Source organism: Anatilimnocola aggregata (genome assembly GCF_007747655.1).
GTDB classification, from domain to species: Bacteria; Planctomycetota; Planctomycetia; order Pirellulales; family Pirellulaceae; genus Anatilimnocola; species Anatilimnocola aggregata.
Window position 1 is genome coordinate 4,030,758 of record NZ_CP036274.1, and the last position, 16,446, is coordinate 4,047,203.

Here is a 16,446-nt window from a genome sequence, read left to right on the forward strand (position 1 = left end):
CCATGATCGACTACGAAATTTCCCGCTTTACCCGCCGCTGTGCCGCGAGCGATCGCGAACTGCAGCCTGGCGAGACGTACTACTCGGTATTGCTGCCGAGCGGTTCGCAGGTATTGCGCCAGGATATTTCAGCTGCCCAGTGGAAAGGTCCGCCAGAGAATGCGCTCGGCTGGTGGAAAGCAACAATGGCCGACACCACCGCGCGCAAACCGCAATGGGCACCGCACGATGTGATGCTCGACTTTTTCGAAGGGCTGGAGAGCGATCCCAGTCGCGAAGATTTGCGTTATGTGCTCGCCCTGCTATTGGTACGACGTCGCGTCTTGAGGCTGGAAGCGGAAGAAACCGACGCCTCCGGCCGGCAAATTCAAGTGCTCGATTGTCCCCGCAAGGAACTTCAATATCGCGTGGCCGTCGTGTTGCCAGAACCAGCTCGCGCGGCAGAGTTACAAGCCCAGCTGTCGCAGCTATTGCAACAGCCGGGCGCGGGAAGTTGAAACAAAGCCTGTTACTCGGCTGCAAGGATGCACCGTTGAAGCCTCACACCTTTATCGTCTTGGCAATCGCCTGTTGTGGGCTTCTCTGCTCGTCGGGTTGTCGCTGGAAAGGTTGGTCGGGCTTCGTTTCGCCTTGGCAGCAACAACAAGATGCGCCGCCGATTCTCTTCTCCTCGATTCCGCCCAAAGAAGAACTCATCGCCGCCCTCAATGCCAGCACCAATCGCGTCAATAGTCTGCAGTCACAGGGAGCCAGCGTATCGCTGGCAGGCATTCCTTCCTTGCCGACCGAACTGGCTTTTGAACGCCCCAACAAACTTCGCTTCCGCGCTTCGTCATCGCTTCTCGGTCCGCTCGTCGACATGGGCTCGAACGAAGAGATGCTCTGGTTCTGGACATCGCAAAGCAATCCACCGAACGTCTTCTTCGCCCGGCACGATCGCCTGGCGGCAAGTTCGATTCGCCAGCAGTTGGCCATCGACCCGAATATGTTTATCGAAGCTCTTGGCTTCGTGCAGTTAAGTCCTGAGTTCGTCGTTGGTGAACCGGTGTCTGCCGACAAGAACCGCCTGAAGCTCGTCGTTCGCCAGCCCACGCCTGCCGGCGACCTGACCAGGACCATGTTCATCAACGCGCAGCACGGCTATCTGATGGAGCAGCAGATTGCTGATGCTGCTGGCCGACCGATGCTAAGTGCCAAGCTCTCCCAGCAGCGTTACTACAAGGTCGACAGCGTCACGCTGCCGCATCGAGTCGAACTGCAGATGCCCGGCGAGGGAATGCGCGTGCAACTCGATGTTCCTCGCTACCAGATCAATCAACCGTTTGGCGAAGCAGGGGCGACCTTCGCTTTTCCGCGCGAGCAACTCGGCCAGTATCAAATGGTCGATATCGCCGATCCAAACTTCGTGCCACCGGGACAATCGCCACCTGCCCAATATTCGTCCCCCGGTTATTCGCAGCCGGGAATTGGTCAAGTTCCAGCGGCGGATCGCTATCGCGGTGCCGGCAATGGGCGTTAGTCCTGGCCGGCGACGAGCTATACTAGAAGTGTCGGCACCACAGGGGCTCGGTTCGTCAGGACTCGGCAATGTCCATTCATACCAAGGGTCGTTTCGCTATGCCCTTTCGCGGCTTTGTATTGCTCTGCGCCCTGCTGACTTGCTCGCTGGCCGGTGCCGTCGAGCAAGTCACCTTAAACCAGGCCGGCAAACAGCGAGTGCTTACGGGCAAGGTCATGGTCGAAGCTGAGGACGGCGGCCTGCTGCTTCTCACTCCCGACGGCAAACTCTGGCCCATTCCCAAGGAAGAAATCACCAACCGCCGTTCTGACGATAAGCTCTTTCAGCCCCAAGCGCGACCCGAGTTCACGAGGCAATTACTCGGTTCGTTGCCGGTCGGTTTCAAAATTCATCAGACCAAGCACTATTCGATTTGCTACAACACTTCGCCTGGTTATGCCCAGTGGGTCGGTGCTCTGTACGAACGACTCTACTCGGCCTTTTATGCCTATTGGTCCCGCAAAGGGGCTGAGCTCAAAGAGCCCGAATTTCAACTTGCCGCAATCGTCTTCGATACCCGCGCGAACTACGAATTGTTTGCCCGTAACGAACTGGGCGACTCGACAAAGTCGATCATGGGCTACTACAGCTTGCACACCAACCTCGTCACCATGTACGACCTCACCGGACTCGAAGACCTTCGTTTTGCCGGCGATCGCAACTCCGCCGCGCGAATCAGCCAGGTCTTGTCGCAGCCCAATGCCGAGCGAAACGTCGCGACCATCGTGCACGAAGCAACCCACCAGTTGGCCTTCAACAGCGGGCTTCAGCAGCGGTTCACCGATACGCCCTTCTGGGTCAGCGAAGGGCTTGCCGTGTTTTTCGAAACGCCCGATCTCGACAATAGCAAAGGCTGGCGCAACGTCGGTGCCGTCAATCGCTACAACTTGATCAACTTCCGCAAGTACTTAAGAACCCGCCAACCCGGTTCTCTCGGTCAACTCCTGTCCGACGATAAGCGGTTTCGCGATCCGGCAACCATGGCAGACGCGTATGCCGAAGGCTGGGCACTCAACTACTTTCTTATTCGCACCCAAGGTGAGCAGTACACCAAGTACCTCAAGACGCTCGCCGATCAAACGCCGCTGGTGATGCAAGAGCCAGCCGTTCGCCAAGAGCAGTTTCTCAAGTTCTTTGGTGGCAACGTCGACGAACTCGAAAGCGACTTCCTCAAGTACATGCGCGGCGTGCAGTAAGTTCTCACGCGGCAGTGCCCAAAGTTTGCTGTAGAATCTGGATCCTGATTCTGTTTGCGCTAGGTGCTACCTTCGCAGCCAGTGCCGGTGCAGCGCTCCGGGGTTTAGTAGTTCAGTTTATCAACACCCCCCTTTTGCGTGCATCGCAGTTAAGCTCTTTTGCGACAACGAATTGCGGCCAACTTGGCATCTCTGAAATCATCCTATTTGTTGATAAACGTCCGTCGCTCCGCTCGCATCGAGTAGCCATTCACATTGGCACCTCCTCAGGAAACCCGCAACGCGAGCGAGGAAAGCGAACGGGAGGCACGGAAGCAGATTTCTCTCGTGATTCGTTGGGATGGCGCAGGTTGCGAAATTGAATTCGGTAAATCGAATGATCTGGCAACTACGACGGCACTTCACCGCGATCAGCACGCTGGCGTGAATGCTTGCCGCGGCGATTTGGAAATTCCCAGCAACGCCAAGAAACGGTTACTCGCAACGGCACGCAGCCTTCCCGCCGCGCGGACACGATCTTGCTACCAGTTTGCCAAAAACAGCTACTCAAATTATATCAACTTAGTTAACAAATGTCAAGCAGATGAAGGCGATATCTTCGTGACGGCTCTAGCCAAGGTTGCTCGTGGCGAAACGTTGTTCTATCGCTCAATCAGCGGCGTCTTCTTCTGTGTGATTTCAGGACATTGAACCGCCATTTCGGCGTTTAACTGAACGAACTCCCGCTCGGCGTCAGGCACGTCATCCTCGGCAAAAATGGCATCGACGGGGCACTCCGACACGCACTGGTCACAACAAATGCAGATCTCCGGATCGATAAACAACATCTGCTCTCCTTCGCGAAACGAATCGACAGGGCAGACAACGACGCAATCGGTATATTTGCAACCGAAGCACCGACTGGTAACCACGTGGGCCATGAGATAGTCTCCGAGGAGAGAGGATTTGCGGCTCGCAAAGTGACGCTATCTTGCTAATCCGGAAAACAGCCAGACAGCGGACAGGCAGAGGCGGCAATTATCAACAATTCTGAAAACCACCAATCGAACGCCATGCCAGGTAGCCTCCCCTTCGAATCCGCTCACTTGCTCAAGCGATGCGAAGCTGGCGATTCCTCAGCGGAGCAAGCACTCTTCAAACGCTATGTTGCGCGATTGACGTTACTCGCGCGCTCTCGTCTTTCTCGGCGTTTAGCCAGTCGAGTCGATCCGGAAGATGTCGTTCTCTCGGCGTATCGCAGCTTTTTTGTGGCTGCGCGGCATCAGCACTTCGATTTACAGCGCAGCGGTGATCTGTGGCGGCTACTGGTGCAGATCACCCTAGCTAAGGTCTACGACCAGGCCGAGCGCCATCATGCTCAGCGCCGCGATGTTCGACGCGAAGTTCCCGCCGAAGACGGAACGACTGCTTCAGCCGGTTGGTTGCCTGCAATTGCTCGCGATCCTTCACCGGCGGAAGTCGCGCAGGCCATCGATGAACTCGAACGGTTGCTGGCCGCGCTGCCGGAGATTGGCGGTCAAATTCTGCAGCTGCGATTGCAAGGTTACCGCCAGGACGAGATCGCAGAGCAGGTTGGCTGCAGCGAACGAACGGTACGTCGTTGGATGGAGCGCGCTGGCAGCTTGTTGAAATCTTCGGCTTCGTCAGCCGAGCATCCACAATGACACAACAGGCCGACCAAATCATCGCGGCGCGCGAAGCGGAATTGCGATGCTCGCAGCCGATGTCACTCGTGACGTACTGGCAGCAGGACTCGACGTCACTGCATTTATCCGCAGCGGAGCAAACTGAACTCCTCTTCGAACTGTGCTTGTTAGAACTGGAATATAGTTGGCGAGCAAATTCGACCTCTTCCGTGGTGACTCGGATATCGGCGAGCGGTTTGGTAAAGGAATTTCCCGAACTCGCTGCGACGAAGTTCTTCATACCGCTAACCGCAGAAGAGTTTCGGGCGCGAGTCCGCTGGGGTGATCGTCCAACGATTCAAGCGTTTGCCGATCAGTTTTCACAGCATCGGCTGGCCATCCACGAGGCGGCTGCTGTCGTTAGCCAACAACTCACACGTGAATTCGGCCCCGACTTCTCAACTAACAAGGGCTTGCATTCGCCCGCAGTTGCACGGCAACCAATCCCCTTTGATCCACGCGCGCCCCTTTCCTCGGCCGACTATCTCGTCCAGCGATTCTTGGGCGCAGGATCGATCGGCCGCGTCTATATTGCCCAGCAACGGAGCTTGCAACGAACGGTGGCCCTTAAGTTCCTGCGGAAAGCCTATCTGCACAATTCGTTAGCAGTCGAACGGTTCCTGCAGGAAGCTCGCATCGCGGGGGGCCTACGGCATCCTGGTATTGTGTCGATTCATGGCTTGGGACGCACTCCGGCTGGCAGTTACTTCATAGCCATGGACTACATCCAAGGATTGCCGCTGCAGCCGATAACGCAGAGCAATCCGACCGGGTTTCGTGAGCTGCTATCTGCGATTGTGCAGGCCGCCGAAGCGATGGCGACTGCCCATGCGCAAGGTGTCATTCATTGCGATCTCAAGCCGGCCAATATCTTGCAAGATGGAAACGGCAGGACGGTGCTGACGGACTTTGGGCTCGCTAGGGAGCTGTCGCAGGCGAACGAAGTTCTCGCGCTGGGCGAGGGTACACCGATTTGTATTGCGCCCGAGCAGGTCGACAACTGCTGGGGAAACATTGGTCCAGCGACCGATGTCTTTGGTCTCGCCGCCACACTTTACCTATTACTGACAGGGCACTCAGTGCATGACGGCAGTACGGCAGCTGAAGTCTTTGCAGATGCAGTCAGTGGTCGACAGATAGTAGCGCTTGATGACAACCAGGTTTCGTTCAGTTCTGATTTACGCAATGCGCTTTCTGAATGCTTAATCAAGTCGCCTGAGCGACGGCTGCAATCCATGAGCGAACTTGCTTCGAGACTACGATCAATTGTCCAAAGCCTGAGCTAAGAGTTTGGCGCCACCCTTTGAGCTAAAGGCCGGAGATTCTCATCGCGGGCAAGCGAGTTAGTCGTAGCGATGCTTGCCCGGTCTGAAAACTCCGGCCCCTGAGGTGTCACCTCAGCCATGTCGGCTAGCAGACGCTTAGTTGTAGCGGCCCAGCGACTTGTTACCGCCGTTCATCCACATGGGTTGGTTGCTGCGACGATACGACGAACCACGGTTGTAGTAGTTCGCCGGGGCAGCTGCGCCGGGTTGATAAGAGAAAGAGCGATAGCCTTGATTTTGGGCAACAGTTGCCGCGGGAGCCGACGTTGCAGCGGCTGCGGGAGAGGCAGCAGCCGGTGCAGCATAAACGGTGTTTCCACAGCAGCAGCGTCGACCGCCCGCTTGAGCATCGCTCATTGGGGCGAAGGCCAAAGCAGCACAAGCGGCAAGTCCCAAGATCGAAAAAGTCTTCATACAGCACCTCACAAAACGGACCGTGATGCAAAACACATCAGGCTTTTTCCCGCTCGAACAGGCCGCAAGTGTCGAGCAGCCATCGGCAGGTCAAACCTCGATGCACGACTCTTATGAATCATGCGCGCAGGCTGCGAAAAGACAACAAGCGAGAGATTACAAAGATGTCAACGAGTGCTGCGCAAGTTAACGAAGCAGCAAGAACGATTGCCGACGGGAAGAATTACTGCCTTCGTGCATGACGCTATTCCGTCACGCCTGTTTTCGACACACGACGATCGAGCGTCAGTCGCAAACCGTGATAACCACGACCGCCGTACCGATGCGCGAGCCATTCTTGCTCCAGTTCAGCTGTTCCGTCGAGGCCGTAGACATCGCGCAGTGCCCGATCGTGGCCATGATCGAGGGCCAGGCGAATGAAGGTGACAAACTTGGCCGGATCGTCCCGGCGAGCGAGAAATGCCGTCACCGATACGCTTTGGCCATAGAAGCCGGGCACGCGATGTGGCTGCGGATAGTGCTCGGCGGCGAATAACTCGCCCACACGGAAGCCGATTCGCCGCGCGACCGACGCCTCCAAATCGCGCTGATGCAACTGTTGCTTCTCGTGCGTATCGGCCAGCATCGCCGCACCTTCATCGGCCCAGCGTGGCGGTTGTCGACCCTTGAATAAGTCCGCAAAGATAACGTGAGTCATTTCGTGGGGCAGCGCGGTGAGGCCCAAATCATCGACACCGAGCAAATCAATCTGCCGCCGCGAAACTTGCTCGGCTTTGAATTCAATCCAGCTAGAGCCCCGGGTCTGTTCGCCGCCGCGGCCAACAGCACTCAAGTAGCTACTGCGGGTGCTATGCAAGATGACCTTGCAGCGAGGATTCCAATGGGGCGTCGGCTCTTGCAACCAATAGCTCTGCAGCTTGGCCCGCCACTGTTCGCAGAGCGCGGCAACCTGAGTTGCTTCCACGGTAGCCGAAGCACCGATCACTTCAAAATTGGCCGAAGTGGCGTGGTGTGCGGTCCCCGTAATCGTAGAGGGAACGGTCGTTGAAGCGGTGAGTGACGGGGTTCCATCAACGGCCAGAGCCAAGCACAAAATCAGAAAGTTCACGTCGCTGTTTCCCGCCAGCTGGAGTTGAAGACAACCCCTCGTAATCAAATGGCGGGCCAAGATTCATGAACGACGCTAGCAGCAACTGCGCGAAGCGAGCAAGACATTGCCGCGTTTGACGTTAGAGCAAACGGGCAAGGCGATTTGTAATCTTCGGCCTTAGAAGACGGCAAAAGAGATGCTAAGGCACTAAGCAAACCATGCCTGACGAAGCGGCAACGACTAGCGCGGCGGCAATTCGTGGGCAATGTCGCTAGCGGAGGTGAACATCCGCACCATGCCGGGGCGCAGGCCGCGAAAGGCAGCTGCATAGCGGGCCGGATCATGTCGCGGGACCGAGAGCGAGCGAATGTAAATCTGCTGCACTTGATCTGGAAAGTGCCGCGCGGCAGCGCCGTAGATTTCCGGATCGGCTTCGACGTTATCCCCAACGAGGATGAATCGTCGCTTGGGGAACAGCTTCAGCAGCGAATGAATCACCACCGCCTTGCCCGACCGTCGCATCAGCAGCAGCTTGCGCAACAGATGATCGCGCAACCGGAACGCCCGCAAGTGAAACGAACCGCCCGGAAAGCCCGAAGCTCCGAACAGGGCCTGCAAGTGTTGATACAACTGCCAAGGGCACGACGACACGTAGTGAAACGCCGCCCCCTGCGCTTCCCAGGCTTGAAACAGCTGAGCCATGCCGACAATCGGCTCGAACTCTTTCAGGAACGTGTTGGTGAGTAGTGTGCGGCGACAGATTACGTTCGAATGTTTGAGCGTATCATCGATGTCCGAAATCACCGACACCCCTTCGGGCTCGATCAAGTGAACCTGCCCGTGTAGTCCCAGGCCGTCTCCCTGTGCATTGCAAACGTCGAGTGCTAGCTGCAACTGCGTGGGCGAAGCCGCCATCACCAGCGGCAGCAGGTGTTGTTCATCAAGCCGCAGCGTGCCGAGAAAATGACCGTTCTTGCGCGACCGTTTGGGGAGCACATAAATGTTCTCGCCCAGCTTGACCGCCATCTGTTTGCCGGCCTCATCCTTGGCCAAGAATCGCTGGACGCGATAGCGGAACAATTCCGACTGAAACGCATCGGCGGGTGCTTTTATCAAACGCTGCAACAGCTTGAGCAGAAAACGTTTGCCCAGCCCGATTGGCCCCTGCGAGAAGACGTCGCCATGCACTTGCACGTGCCAGCCCCGCCCATCGGCACTGCGATAGCCGATGGTGGGAAACAGTACGACTTGTTCGTCGGCCTGCAGATTCGTCAGCGAGTCAGTTCGCCGTGGCAACACGCGTGATAGCACCACTACATATCCGTCCTCTAAAACACCCTCCCTAGACTGCCTTGACTAGAACGCCACCGGCCAGCCATGTCAAGATTGGAGCGACTTCTCGCAACATCACTCTTCTTTATGCACTGCGCTCAGCGAATGCTGGCTCCGTCGGCCTGATTCCGCCGACTTTGAAAAACAGGCTTCGAATTGCAGTTCGGGGAGGGTGCTGCCGGCGCGAACGGTTAGCCGCATTGTGGAAAATGCCGTGGCTCGCTCCAGATTGCAATTCTTACCCAGTCGTTCCCGTGCGAATTGGTCCTGTCCGTTGGAGGTTTTTGGTCGCCCAAAATCGTGCGCCCGCGGTTGGTTGCAGCAGACGAGACGGGTATGATTACTCCGATAACTAATTCTGATCCGCCGCACTCCTTCCGACCATCTATTTTTACCCATGCTTTATAACCGCAAGCGTCGCCTGAAACTCGACGAAGCCGAACGCCAGGCGATGCGTCATGCCGGTCAATTCAACGCTCGGCTGATGGACGAAGTCCGCGCCTTCATCAAACCGGGGGTGACGACCGGTGCGATCGATACGCTGATCCACACTTACACGCTTGACCATGGCCACACGCCAGCCACGCTCGGCTATGCCGGCCAGCATGGGCCCTATCCCAAGAGCTGCTGCACAAGCGTGAACGATGTCATTTGCCACGGTATCCCCGGCGAATATGCTCTGCGCGCGGGGGACATCGTCAATGTCGATATGACGACCATCGTCAACGGCTGGCACGGCGACTCTTCCGAGACTTTTCTCGTCGAGCCCGTCAGTGACCTCGCCCGCAAGGTCACGCAGTGTTCGTTCGATTGCCTCTGGGCCGCTATCGACGCCATCAAGCCCGGCTCGCGTGTCTCGGAGATCGGCGAAGCGATCGTTCGGAATGCTCGCCGCCACAGCTTTTCGGTGGTGCAGGAGTACGTGGGGCACGGCGTCGGTCGACAGTTCCATCAGCCCCCCACAATTCCCCACGACCCGACCTCATCGCCCGAAGCTCGCCGCCAACGCCTCGAACCGGGCATCTGCTTCACCATCGAGCCGATGATTAACACCGGCACGCGCGACACGCTCCTGAGCAAACGCGACGGCTGGACAGTGCGCACCAAAGACGGGGGCCTGAGCGCCCAGTTCGAGCACACCATCCTCATGACCGAGTCTGGCCCCGAGCCCCTCACTGTTCCGCCCAACGGTCCCCACCGCGGACATAAGTTCTAGTACTACCCACGTGCCACTGGCATTCTGCCAGTGCTTGGATCGTGCCGCCGCACGTCGTTGCTTGGGTCTTGTCATCCAACTCTTTTGGATCGGGGGTTGAATAACCACCCAGCTGCGTGGGCAACGAGTTTGGCGCTCTTTTCGCGCGCAACAGGCAAGCGATTGTATTCAGACTCGCGTCCAGGTAACTTTGCACCCTTCCGCCTGCGTTGTTGCCCTCCCGAGTAGGCTACCTTCGTCCTTCCTTCTCAAGAGTTCACCATGCGCATTGCCCTCGGTCAGATCTGGCAAGAGACCAACACTCTCAATCCATTAGCGACTACGCGAGAAAACTTCGAGACCTTCGGCGTGCTGCGTGGAGCAGACCTGCTCGAAAAGATGAGCCGGACGAACGAATTGGGGGGCATGATGCAAAGCATGCGCGTCTGGAGCGAACCGCCAGAGTTGATCGGGCTCGTGCGTTTGCCCGCCTGGCCCGCAGGCTTAATCACGGCTGCAACTTTTGACTGGCTGCAAGCTGAAGTGCTCAGCAGTTTGCGGGCAGCAGGGAAGGTCGATGCGGTCCTCCTCGCGCTGCATGGCTCGCTCGCGGGGCACGACCATCCCGATGTCGAAGGAGATCTGCTCGCCGCGGTGCGCGAACTGATTGGGCCAGATATTCCGCTGGTCGCCACGCTTGATCTGCACGCGTATGTCACGCCCAAGATGATCGCTGCTGCCGATGCACTCGTGCTGTTTCACACCATCCCGCATGTCGACGTGGTCGAAACCGGCAATCGCGGCGCGGAAGTCTTGCGGCGCATCCTGTACGAAGGGGTCAGGCCAGTCGTCGCCTGGCAGGCAGTTCCTGCGGTGCTGCCCGCCGAAGTGGCCAACTCCGAAGAACCCGGCAATGTCGCCGCCATTCGCAAAGCTCGCTTGCAGCACTGGGAAGCACAACCGGGAGTGCTGACGGCTGGTGTGGCGACGGTGCAACCTTGGATGGATGTACCTCATCTCGCTTCGGCAGTGGTGGTGGTGACGGATGGCGATATAACGCTCGCGCAGAACATCTGCAATGAGTTGGCCGGCGACTTGTGGCAAGCGCGGCAGCAATATCTGCCCCAGCTAACCGAGTTGGCCACAGCAGTGCAAATTGCGCACGAGAGCGACGGGCTGACGGTGCTCAGCGATAGCGCTGATGCCACCACTTCAGGTTCAATTGGCAACGGCACCGCGTTCCTGGCTGAAGTGTTCAAACACCAGTGGCCTCGCCCGGTCTGCCTGGCCATGTTCGCGCCGCACATTGTGGCTCAAGCGTTGGAAGTAGGGCTGGGGAACGAATGCGAGTTCACTTTTGGCACGGAGCCACCCACTGATTTTGTCGAGCACTTCACCGCGCGAATGAAGGTCGAGAAGTTCTTTCCCACAGCGTTTACCCTTTCCGGTCACTTGGGGAGTAACCTGGCCATCGATATGGGGCAGAGTGTGCGGCTGACCAGCGGCAATGTGAACCTCATTGTCACCAGTCGTAGCGGGCCGCATTTCGCGCCGGAATTATTTCGCGCGGCTGGAATCGAACCGTTCACGGCGCAGTTGCTCGTGGCGAAGAGCCCCTGCGGCTTTCGCGCTGCTTATAAAGCAGTCGCACAGCGGATTTTCAACGTTCGCTCGCCGGGCTGCGCCCCTGCGAATTTTTGGGAGTTTCCCTTCGCGAACATTCAGCGGCCCCTGTGGCCCTGGGACGAATTCGATTGGCAGCCGAGCGCTTTGCTCAAGCCGGCCAAGTAGCCCGGCGAATGTCACTCTCCGCCCCTTGCATCCGCGAGCGACGCGCACGATGCTGGTTGGCTCCCCACATCATGAGGTCAGGCGATGAATGTCGAAATTTGTCCAAACAAAATTGAGCTAGGTCAACGAGCGGCAACTGCAGGTGCCGAGCAGATTCAAGTGGCGATTGCCGACCGGGGCGTGGCGCATGTCATTGTCGCCACCGGCGCGTCGCAATTTGAAATGTTGTCAGCCCTGGTACAGTCGCCGCAGATCGACTGGTCGAAAGTGATCTTCTTTCACCTCGACGAATACGTGGGCATGCCGATCTCGCACGCCGCTTCGTTTCGCCGCTATCTGAAAGAACGGCTGGTCGACATCCTGCCCCGCGCGCCTAAGGCGTTTCACTATATCGATGCCGAGCGCGACCCGGCGGCCGAATGTCGCCGCTTGGGCGAGTTGATCAAACAGCACCCGATTGATGTCGCCTTCATCGGCATCGGCGAAAACGCGCATCTGGCCTTCAACGATCCACCGGCCGATTTTGTTACTGAAGAGCCCTACCTTGTCGTTTCCCTCGACGAAGCTTGCCGCCGCCAGCAGTTTGGCGAAGGCTGGTTCCCCACGCTCGAAGACGTGCCCAAGGAGGCGATTTCGATGTCGATTCGCCAGATCCTGAAGTCCAACGTGATTGTCTGTAGCGTGCCCGACGAACGCAAAGCGGCTGCCGTGAAGGCGGCTATCGAAGGGAACATTTCGCCGCAAGTGCCCGCTTCGGTCTTGCAGCAACATCCGCGGGCGACAATCTATCTCGATCCACCGGCCGCTTCGCACCTGCTCAAAAAATAATGCGGACTCTCCCGCACTGGTCTTCTCACTCCGCATTCAAATATCTGATTTCCGCACTTTGAGGTTCTCATGTCCGAACAAGTTTCCGAGCGTCCCACCGTCATCCTCTCCGGCTTTGGCGACGAAGCGGCCAATCAAAAGACGGCCGAACAACAGTTCGCTGCCTTCGCCGCCATCGGGTTGCAGTACTACTCGATTCGCTTCATCGACGCCGGCAATGGCATTAAGAATGTGATGCAGTTGACGACCGCCGAGATTACGAAGATTCGTCACTTGGAAGATGAGTATGGGCTGAACGTCGCCACGCTCGGCTCACCGATCGGCAAGGTCAAACTCCTCGATCAAGAAGATGGCACCAAGAATCGCTTTGTCCCCTTCGACAAGTACTTGAACGAAGACGTGAAGAAGGCCTGTGAATTGGCGCACGCCTTCGAGACCAAGCTCATTCGCGGTTTTTCGTTTTATCATCCCAAGGGATCGAACCCGGCCGATCATCTGCCGCAGGCCATCGATCAACTGGGACAAATTGCCGAACTGTGCCATCGCAGCGATTTGACCTTCGGGCTGGAAGTCGAAGCCAATCTTGTCGGCCAAACCGGCGACCTGCTGGGAGAAATTCATCGCCAGGTCGATCATCCCGCCATGGTGCTGATCTTCGACGGTGCAAATATCTCGACCCAGGGCTTCAGCCCGACTGAGACCTTCGACCAGTACGAAAAGATGAAGAAGGGAATCGGCTGGATGCACATCAAGGACTATCGTCACCCGCAGCGGATGCAGCGGACGACGCATGTCGACGAAGAGGCGCTCAAGCACTTCGTCCCCGCGAACCTGGGCGATAGTGCGCACGAAGCGATCCTGCGAGACTTCAAGGAACTGATTCCCGCCGTCGAAAAGAAGCTCACCAAGCGCGGCATCCCGGGGGTGATTCTCGACCTGGAACCGCACCTCAAGGGTGGCGGCCAGTTCGGCGGCTTCAGCGGCCCGGATGGTCTCGGCGTCGCACTGCGGGGCCTGTGCAAAGTGCTCGACTATGTCGGCATCGATTACCACCTGCGCGACTTCGACGATGTCTGCAGTGCGCGCGGGTTTTAAGTCGATCGATTAGCGAAGTTACTTAGGTGCCTTCGCTGCTGCCTGACTTTCGGCGTTAAGTAAGTCAACGGGCACGGAGATGATTTTCCCCGTGTCCTTGCGTTTCAAGCGAACGACTCCCGCGCCCATGGAGACAAACTGCGCTTCGACGGAAAACTTGCCGTCGGCGGTGGTCCAGGTGCGAAACTCGCGCTCGACCTTGGGGAGAGGAGTAGTCTTGGTGGCACCAGCATTCGTACTGCCAGTAACACGCGGGTCATTTTCGGTTGCAGCAACCGCAGCCGACTTATCCGGCTTTGGCAGGTGCGTTGAAACGTCGTAAATGGCAACTTGATTGATCGCGAGATCGTTCGAGCCCGACTTGGCTGCCAGAGCCAGTTGTTGAAAGTCGGACGACAGGGCAATGTGCGGAATGGTGAACTCGCGATGCACGGTCGGAAATCCATCGAATAAGCCTACGATGGGAATCTTCGTGATGAGTTCCGGCTTGTCACCCACTTTTAGCGGCAAGCGATGGAGCTCGAGTTCGCCCACCGCGGGCTTGCGTGTGATGGCAGCGACCTGGCCGTCGCATAGCAACCAGCCTCGGTCGAGTTCACCGCCGAACGAGTGCGTTGAGATTTCTTTCCCGTCCGGCACGCTCCACAGTTTCAGTTGGCCGTCGAGTCCGAGCGACCACAATCCCGCGGACGTGAACGCGAGTGAGTCGACTTGCGTTCCATGCGCTGCGACCGAAACTTCGTTCCCCTCGCTCCAGTCGGGCTTGATTGTCCAGAGGAACATGCGGCCGTCAGGTCGGGCACCAGCGGCGAACTTGTCATCGGCAGACCAGGCAACCGCGCTGGTACGCCAACTCTTAACATCCGGGGGTGGAGGATCGTTGTTCGCAAAACCAGCTGATTTTCCGCCTGTTGAGTTCAGTTCGGGAGAAAGAGCAGCAACGTTGCCGGCGACTCCACCCAGGACGAGCCACTTTTTACTCGTCGTCAGGCCACCCGTGGGGTGAAGATCGACCCCAATGCCGTCGTATCCCAGGTCCTTGCCCGTTTTGACATCGACCAGCCGATTAACAATCTTTTCAATGCAATAGATGGTTCCTGGCTTGGGTCCCGCGGTCAGAAATTGCGTGGGACCGCGCATCCCTTTCAGATCGATCGGCAGCTTTTCGCCAGTCGCGGCATCGAACACCCAGCAGTCGTTGTCTTTGGGAGAGACGACGAGATGTTTGCCATCGCTGGTGAAGGCTAAGGAGCGAATCAATTCGCTCCGCCATTCCAAGACCTTGCGAGGCTTGGGAGAACCTGCGGGTGCGGCATCCGCTGCGGCAACTCCACCCTGCGGTGCGACTGCGGGGGGCTCATTGGTCGCAGGGCGGTTTACAGGCGGACGGTCATTGGACGGTTGCCCAACGGGTTGCTGCTGATCGTTGTTAGCGGGCGGAACATAATCTTTCGGCGGCAACCAGAGACGAGTTCCATCTCTGTAGATAAATACCATGCCTCCTTTTGGAGGGCGTTCAATGCTGGCGGGCTTTTCGCGCGGCAAGTCATCGCGCCCGACGATGCGATCTTCGGCAATAAGAGGCGCCGTCAATACGAACAGCATCACTGCCAAGACGATGGACGAACGCAATCTCAAGTGCGCAGCAGCGGGCATGAGTACACCTCGCAATAGAATTTCGTAGTCAGCCAGGCTCAGCTTTCGATGATCGCTGAAAAGCAGACAATTTTCCAGCAGTTGGCGGCCAGTTGGGGGGGCAAACGCCGTGGTACGAATTTTCCCCAAGGTTACCGATAGTCTTCGCGAATCGGATTGAAGACATCGATGGCAACCGCAGGCGAGTCGCCAGCGACGCAGCCATGCACCACGCCGCCGGGAATGCGCCACATTTCTCCCGCTTGAATGGTCCGTTTTTCGTCGCCGATGGTGAAGGTCAACTCGCCGCTGATGAGCATGCCCATCTGTTCGTGCGGGTGCTGATGGGGCAATACTTCGGAGCGAGGTTCGAGTTCCACGATAGAAATCATGGTCTTTTCCCCCGCACACGTGTTGATGTATACGCCGGGAAAAATCTGATGCCGCGAGCACTCAGACTTGGTGACGAAATACTTGCTCATAGAGGGTCCGTGCGAGAGAGGTAATCGTTTCTAAGGCATCGCGTCGAGGAGCACGGTGTCTTCGTGCTCATAAGCGGGCGCACAGCAGCAGAGAAAGAGAAGACTCTTCGTACCGCTGTTGGTGATTTGGTGCGGAGCGCCAGGAGGAATCGCAATCGCGTCTCCGGGACCAACTTGTCGGCGCTCATTCCCCACTCGCATTTCGCCCTGTCCGTGCAGGATGTAATAAATCTCCTCCGAGCGCGGGTGATAGTGAGGCTGCGTGGTTTGGCCGGGTGCTACGCGAGCTTCGGCCAGACTTTGATTCCGAATGGCCGAATTGCGATGGGCTAGCAGTTCGCGAATCTCCGAACCGTCTTTCGTGGTGAAGGCAGGAGCATCGGCAATATTGAGAACGTCCATGTGCCAGCCTCGTTAGGGAAGTTCGCGGGGCGACATTCCCACGTCGACAATGCTGCAGGCTTGAATCACGTTCAGTCCCAGACGTTCGGCTTCGGCAATCAGTTCATCGCTCTCGGTGCCGGGGTTCAGCCAAAGCTCTTCGCATCCGCGGGCAGCGATTTCGGGCAGCACTTTAATGCCGACTGCCGGTGGCAAATAAACGCTCACGCGGTTCAGCGTGCCGGCGGGAGTCTCGGCTAGCGAGGGGTAAGCCTTCACGCCTTCCACTTCATCGGCCTTGGGATTGATGGGATACACGGTGTATCCCTTGGCAGCGTGGGCACGCACGGACTTGTTGCCGAATTTACTGCGATCGGTACTGGCACCGAGGATGGCGACGGTGGGCATGCTGCTAGTCCTTGCTAAAGTTTTGAATCAA

At 57.6% G+C, this 16,446-nt stretch carries 18 protein-coding genes; 10 read left to right on the plus strand and 8 right to left on the minus strand.

Features of this window, described 5'->3' with window-relative positions; genetic code table 11:
• The first annotated feature begins 2 nt into the window (after positions 1–2).
• The 4 genes from ETAA8_RS15255 (at position 3) to ETAA8_RS15270 (ending at position 3,444) form a co-directional block, all read left to right on the plus strand.
• The gene (locus ETAA8_RS15255; RefSeq protein WP_145089785.1) at positions 3–497 is read left to right on the plus strand and encodes a hypothetical protein; all 495 of its coding nucleotides are present in this window, start codon (positions 3–5) and stop codon (positions 495–497) included.
• A gap of 35 nt (positions 498–532) precedes the next feature.
• Complete coding sequence (locus ETAA8_RS15260; RefSeq protein WP_145089788.1) at positions 533–1,519, plus strand: hypothetical protein; 987 nt, start codon at positions 533–535, stop codon at positions 1,517–1,519.
• Between the two features lie 68 nt (positions 1,520–1,587).
• Entirely contained in the window at positions 1,588–2,754 is a 1,167-nt protein-coding gene (locus ETAA8_RS15265; RefSeq protein ID WP_145089791.1) for a DUF1570 domain-containing protein, read from the plus strand.
• Between the two features lie 327 nt (positions 2,755–3,081).
• A complete protein-coding gene (locus ETAA8_RS15270; RefSeq protein ID WP_145089794.1) occupies positions 3,082–3,444 on the plus strand; it encodes a hypothetical protein in 363 nt (120 codons plus the stop codon).
• On the opposite strand, the gene ETAA8_RS15275 is transcribed toward ETAA8_RS15270, so the two are convergent.
• Positions 3,396–3,674, minus strand: a complete 279-nt coding sequence (locus tag ETAA8_RS15275; RefSeq protein WP_145089797.1) for a ferredoxin family protein — start codon at positions 3,672–3,674, stop codon at positions 3,396–3,398. The genes ETAA8_RS15270 and ETAA8_RS15275 overlap by 49 nt on opposite strands.
• 132 nt (positions 3,675–3,806) lie before the next feature.
• Here ETAA8_RS15275 and ETAA8_RS15280 point away from each other — a divergent pair, with 132 nt between their 5' ends.
• Complete coding sequence (locus tag ETAA8_RS15280) at positions 3,807–4,418, plus strand: RNA polymerase sigma factor (protein WP_145089800.1); 612 nt, start codon at positions 3,807–3,809, stop codon at positions 4,416–4,418.
• Positions 4,415–5,725, plus strand: a complete 1,311-nt coding sequence (locus ETAA8_RS15285) for a serine/threonine-protein kinase (protein ID WP_145089804.1) — start codon at positions 4,415–4,417, stop codon at positions 5,723–5,725. The genes ETAA8_RS15280 and ETAA8_RS15285 overlap by 4 nt, the downstream gene beginning before the upstream one ends.
• A 135-nt stretch (positions 5,726–5,860) precedes the next feature.
• Here ETAA8_RS15285 and ETAA8_RS15290 read toward each other — a convergent pair whose 3' ends face one another.
• The 3 genes from ETAA8_RS15290 to ETAA8_RS15300 form a co-directional block, all read right to left on the minus strand.
• Positions 5,861–6,178 carry a hypothetical protein gene (locus tag ETAA8_RS15290; RefSeq protein ID WP_145089806.1) on the minus strand — a complete coding sequence of 106 codons (318 nt, stop codon included), beginning with the start codon at positions 6,176–6,178 and terminating at the stop codon, positions 5,861–5,863.
• Between the two features lie 244 nt (positions 6,179–6,422).
• Entirely contained in the window at positions 6,423–7,286 is an 864-nt protein-coding gene (locus ETAA8_RS15295; RefSeq protein WP_145089809.1) for a hypothetical protein, read from the minus strand.
• A gap of 222 nt (positions 7,287–7,508) precedes the next feature.
• Positions 7,509–8,579: an App1 family protein gene (locus ETAA8_RS15300; RefSeq protein WP_145089812.1), complete on the minus strand. Its 1,071-nt coding sequence runs from the start codon at positions 8,577–8,579 to the stop codon at positions 7,509–7,511.
• A 418-nt stretch (positions 8,580–8,997) separates the two neighbouring features.
• Between ETAA8_RS15300 and map the strand changes: the two genes are divergently transcribed.
• The 4 genes from map (at position 8,998) to ETAA8_RS15320 (ending at position 13,509) form a co-directional block, all read left to right on the plus strand.
• Entirely contained in the window at positions 8,998–9,816 is an 819-nt protein-coding gene (gene map, locus ETAA8_RS15305; protein ID WP_238397776.1) for a type I methionyl aminopeptidase, read from the plus strand.
• A 261-nt stretch (positions 9,817–10,077) separates the two neighbouring features.
• The gene (locus ETAA8_RS15310) at positions 10,078–11,586 is read left to right on the plus strand and encodes a M81 family metallopeptidase (protein ID WP_145089814.1); all 1,509 of its coding nucleotides are present in this window, start codon (positions 10,078–10,080) and stop codon (positions 11,584–11,586) included.
• Between the two features lie 84 nt (positions 11,587–11,670).
• Positions 11,671–12,414, plus strand: a complete 744-nt coding sequence (locus tag ETAA8_RS15315) for a glucosamine-6-phosphate deaminase (RefSeq protein WP_145089817.1) — start codon at positions 11,671–11,673, stop codon at positions 12,412–12,414.
• A 69-nt stretch (positions 12,415–12,483) separates the two neighbouring features.
• Positions 12,484–13,509, plus strand: a complete 1,026-nt coding sequence (locus ETAA8_RS15320; RefSeq protein ID WP_145089821.1) for a sugar phosphate isomerase/epimerase family protein — start codon at positions 12,484–12,486, stop codon at positions 13,507–13,509.
• Between the two features lie 18 nt (positions 13,510–13,527).
• On the opposite strand, the gene ETAA8_RS15325 is transcribed toward ETAA8_RS15320, so the two are convergent.
• From ETAA8_RS15325 to ETAA8_RS15340, 4 genes are all read right to left on the minus strand, one after another.
• Positions 13,528–15,165 (minus strand): SHD1 domain-containing protein, encoded by a 1,638-nt coding sequence (locus tag ETAA8_RS15325; protein ID WP_145089824.1) that lies wholly within the window; start codon positions 15,163–15,165, stop codon positions 13,528–13,530.
• 131 nt (positions 15,166–15,296) lie between these two features.
• On the minus strand, positions 15,297–15,626 hold the full coding sequence (locus tag ETAA8_RS15330) for a cupin domain-containing protein (RefSeq protein WP_145089827.1): 330 nt from the start codon (positions 15,624–15,626) through the stop codon (positions 15,297–15,299).
• Positions 15,627–15,656: 30 nt separating this feature from the next.
• Positions 15,657–16,028 (minus strand): cupin domain-containing protein, encoded by a 372-nt coding sequence (locus ETAA8_RS15335; protein ID WP_145089830.1) that lies wholly within the window; start codon positions 16,026–16,028, stop codon positions 15,657–15,659.
• A gap of 12 nt (positions 16,029–16,040) precedes the next feature.
• Positions 16,041–16,415, minus strand: coding sequence for a CoA-binding protein (locus ETAA8_RS15340; RefSeq protein ID WP_145089833.1), 375 nt, complete (start codon positions 16,413–16,415; stop codon positions 16,041–16,043).
• Positions 16,416–16,446: the final 31 nt, after the last annotated feature.